The organism is Halorhodospira neutriphila (assembly GCF_016584055.1).
In the GTDB taxonomy this organism is placed as follows: Bacteria; Pseudomonadota; Gammaproteobacteria; order Nitrococcales; family Halorhodospiraceae; genus Halorhodospira; species Halorhodospira neutriphila.
The window spans coordinates 1-3888 of record NZ_NRSH01000171.1; the positions used below are offsets into that span (position 1 = coordinate 1).

Annotated in this window: 3 protein-coding genes; all 3 read left to right on the forward strand. The window is 74.9% G+C overall.

From position 1 onward, the window contains the following. The first annotated feature begins 257 nt into the window (after window positions 1–257). Window positions 258–1862 (forward strand): methyl-accepting chemotaxis protein, encoded by a 1605-nt coding sequence (locus CKO13_RS11165; protein WP_200260998.1) that lies wholly within the window; start codon window positions 258–260, stop codon window positions 1860–1862. 15 nt (window positions 1863–1877) lie between these two features. After that, on the forward strand, window positions 1878–3308 hold the full coding sequence (locus CKO13_RS11170; RefSeq protein WP_200261001.1) for an isochorismate synthase: 1431 nt from the start codon (window positions 1878–1880) through the stop codon (window positions 3306–3308). 5 nt (window positions 3309–3313) lie between these two features. Then, window positions 3314–3888: thiamine pyrophosphate-binding protein (locus CKO13_RS11175; RefSeq protein ID WP_338034642.1), on the forward strand; the 575-nt coding region annotated here is incomplete at its 3' end.

Genomic DNA, 3888 nt, shown 5'->3' on the forward strand with positions numbered 1-3888 from the left:
CCCCACTCACGCCTGACCGCTGCTCCCTTCCGCCCAGTGGCCCCCTCGCCCCCCCCGGCGTGCTTGCCCGAGGGCGCGGCACATTTTACTTTATCAAGATTTAGACAGCACCACCCCCGCTCGCAGCGGGGCGCGTACCGGTCTCACCGCGGCCAACCCCACCCTGCGAGGGTGACTTCCTCCGCTTTCGGCCGTATCCTGAAACACTCTGCAGACCGCTGTACACGGGTGGCAGCGAAGCGATAGGAGGGCCTCCCTTGCGCATCAACGAGCCGGTTACGCAGCGGCGAGTGCCGGTCTGGGACGACGCCAACATCCTTTCCACCACGGACGCCAAGGGCAAGATCCGCTACGTCAACGACGACTTCATCCAGATCAGCGGCTACACCGCCGACGAGCTGATCGGGCAGCCCCACAACGTCATCCGCCACCCGGACATGCCGCGGGTCGTCTTCCAGCAGATGTGGCAGCGGCTGCGCGCCGGGCAGTCGTGGATGGGCCTGGTCAAGAACCGCTGCAAGAACGGCGACCACTACTGGGTCCACGCCTACGCCACCCCCATCGTCGACGAGCAGGGGCAGATCGTCGAGATCCAGTCCGTCCGCCAGCAGATCGACGACGCCACCATCGCGCGCGCCGAGCAGGTCTACCAGCGCCTGCGGGCCGCCGAGCCCGACAAGGGGGAGCTGCCCGCCCCCAAGCTCGGCGCCGGGCGGCCGAGCAGCGCCGCCGTCGCCGGCGGCGGCCTCGCCGCCGGGGTGCTCGCCACCGCCGCGGCCCTGGCGCTGCCCGTCTCCGCGGCCGGCCAGTGGGGGCTCGCCGGGGCCGGGGCCCTCGCCTACCTCGGCACGCTGCTCGTGCCCCTGCGCCAGCTCCGGCGCAACCAGGACACCGCCCGCCGGTTCATCGACGACCCCCTCGCCGAGGAGATCTACACCGGCCGGCGGGCGGACGCCAGCCCCGTGGAGCTGGCCCTGCTCCACTTCCAGACCGAGATCCAGGCCGTCGCCAAGCGCCTCGGCGACGACTCCCTCGGCCTGAGCCGGGAGGCGCAGCGCGTCAGCGAGGCGATGCAGACGGTCCGCGAGGAGGCGCAGCGCCAGAGCGACGAGACGCGCAGCGTCGCCACGGCCATGGAGGAGATGACCTCCACGGTCAACGAGGTCGCGCGCAACGCCGCCTCGGCGGCGGACACCACCGAGCGCGCCCGCTCCCAGACCGAGCGGGGCCGCGAGACGGTGGAGCAGAGCGCCGACGCCGTGCGCGAGCTCGTCCGCCACGTCGAGAGCGCCGCCGAGATCATCGACCGGGTCGACGGCGAGGCCGAGCGGATCAACAAGGCCTCGACGCTGATCCAGAAGATCACCAAGCAGACCCACCTGCTCGCGCTCAACGCCTCCGTGGAGTCGGCCCGGGCCGGCGAGGCCGGGCGCAGCTTCACCGTCGTCGCCGAGGAGGTGCGCAAGCTCGCCGGGCAGACCGCGGACTCCACCCACGAGATCGACTCGATCATCGACTCGCTGCAGTCCGGCTCGAGCGAGGCGGTCACCGCCATGCGCGAGAGCCGCCAGCGGGCCGAGCAGACCCTCGAGCACGCCAGCGGCTCCAGCGCCGCGCTCCAGGAGATCCAGGGCGCCGTCGACGAGATCCGCGACATGAGCGGGCAGATCGCCACCGCCACCGAGCAGCAGAGCGCGACGACCAACGAGATCGCCCAGAGCGTGTCGAACATCGAGTCCGTCTCCGAGCGCGTGACCGAGGAGTCGCACCGCACCGACCAGCGCCTGAACGAGGTCGCCGAGCGCATCAACCGCATGAACGCCCTCACCAACCGCTTCGCTCGAGGTCAGCGCTCGGCCTAGACGCCGTGCAACGCCATGCGCCTATCCTCTGAGCCCGCCAGGACCCACCAGCCGGAGCCCGCCCCGCAGCAGCGCCTGCGGGACGGCGGGCCCGGCGCGCCCTGGCGGCGGGCTGTCGCGGAGCTCGCCGAGGAGGTGCGCGGCTGGCGCTTCCGTGCCGGCGCCCTGCTGCGGGCGAGCCGGCCGGTGCCCGCCGCCGACCCGCTGGCCTGGCTGGAGGGCAACCCCGGCGAGCCGCGCTGCTACTGGCGCAGCCGCGAGGGGGGGCTCACCCTGGCGGGGCTCGGCGCGGCGGTCCGCCTGGAGGCCGGCTCGGCCGCCGAGCAGCGGCAGCTGCTGCAGCGGCTCCACGCCCTCGCCGACGGCCGCGACGAGCTCGCCTTCTTCGGCGGCTTCGCCTTCGACGACGCGCGCGCCGACGGGCGCTGGCGCGGCTTCCCCGCCGCCCTGGCCCTGCTGCCGAGCATCGAGCTGCGCCGCGAGCCCGAGGGCTGCCGCCTTAGCGCCCACCTGCTCGCCGAGACGGCCGAGGCCTTCGAGCGCCGCCGCGAGCGGCTGCTCGCCGCCCTCGAGGGGCTGGCGCCCCCCGCCGAGACGGCCGCCCCACCGGCCCCGGGGGCGATCCGCGTGGTGGCGCGCCGCGACGACCTCGACCACGGCCGCTGCCGCGAGCGGATCGAGGCGATCCTCGAGCGGATCGCCGCCGGCGAGCTCCACAAGGCCGTCCTCGCCCGGGAGGTCGAGCTGCGCTTCGACGCCCCCCTGCCGGCCTTCGCGACCCTGCGCCGCTGGCAGCAGGCGAGCCGCGGCAGCTTCTGCTTCGCCATCGAGCAGGGCGGGCAGGTCTTCATGGGGTGCTCGCCGGAGCGGCTCTTCCACCGCGAGGGCGGGAGCGTGCACACCGAGTCCCTCGCCGGCACCGTCCGCCGCGGCGCCACGGCGGCGGAGGACGCCCGGCTCGAGCGCTCCCTGCACAGCGACCCCAAGCTCGTCCGCGAGCACGCCTGGGTGACGCGCTTCATCCGCGACGAGCTCGAGCCGTGGGCGAGCGCCAGCGACGCCGGCGCCGAGGCCGGGACCCTCAAGCTCGACCGCATCCAGCACCGCCACCTGCCGATCCGGGCCACCCTCAAGGCCGGCGTCGGCGACGGCGAGCTGCTCGCGGCGCTCCACCCCACGCCGGCGGTCTGCGGTTTCCCCCGCCGCCGGGCCCGCGAGCTGATCACCCGCTACGAGGCCTTCGAGCGGGGCTGGTACAGCGGCGTCGTCGGCGTCGTCACCCCGCGGAGCTCGGAGCTCGCCGTGGCGATCCGCTCGGCGCTGGTCGCCGGCGACCGGGCGTGGTGCTACTCCGGGGTCGGCATCGTCGAGGGCTCCGACCCGGACGCCGAGTGGCGCGAGCTCGAGGCGAAGATCGAGGCCTTCCTGACCGCCGTGCAGGGGTAGGGGCAGTGCCGGCCGAGGAGCGCGCGATCCCCTCCGTCTGGGCCGACACCCTCCTGCAGCGGCTGCGCGAGCACGGCGTCCGCGACCTGTGCCTCGCCCCCGGCAGCCGCAGCGCCCCCCTCGCCCTGGCCGCCGGGCGCTGCCTCGAGGCGGGCGTGGGGCTGCGCGTGCACACCCACTTCGACGAGCGCGGCCTGGGCTTCTACGCCCTGGGCCTGAGCCGCGCCACGGGGCGGCCGACGGCGCTGATCACCACCTCCGGCACCGCGGTCCCGAACCTCCACCCGGCGCTGACCGAGGCCGCCGAGTCCCACGTCCCGCTGATCGCCGTGACCGCCGACCGGCCGCCGGAGCTCCACGGCTGCGGGGCGAACCAGACCATCCAGCAGCCGGGGGTCTTCGCCGCGCAGTGCCGCAGCGAGCTGCGCCTGCCGGCGCCCGACCCGCAGCTCGGGACGGCGTGGCTGTGCCGGCGGATCGACGCTGCCCTCGCCCCGGCACTCGCCGGCGCCGACGGCGGCCCGGTGCACATCAACGCCCCCTTCCGCGAGCCGCTCTACGCGCCGCCGGCACAGCCACG

Excerpts from the sequence above, each read along its gene's own strand:
- CKO13_RS11170 (WP_200261001.1), top strand. The coding sequence starts at position 1,878 with ATGCGCCTATCCTCTGAGCCCGCCAGGACCCACCAGCCGGAGCCCGCC.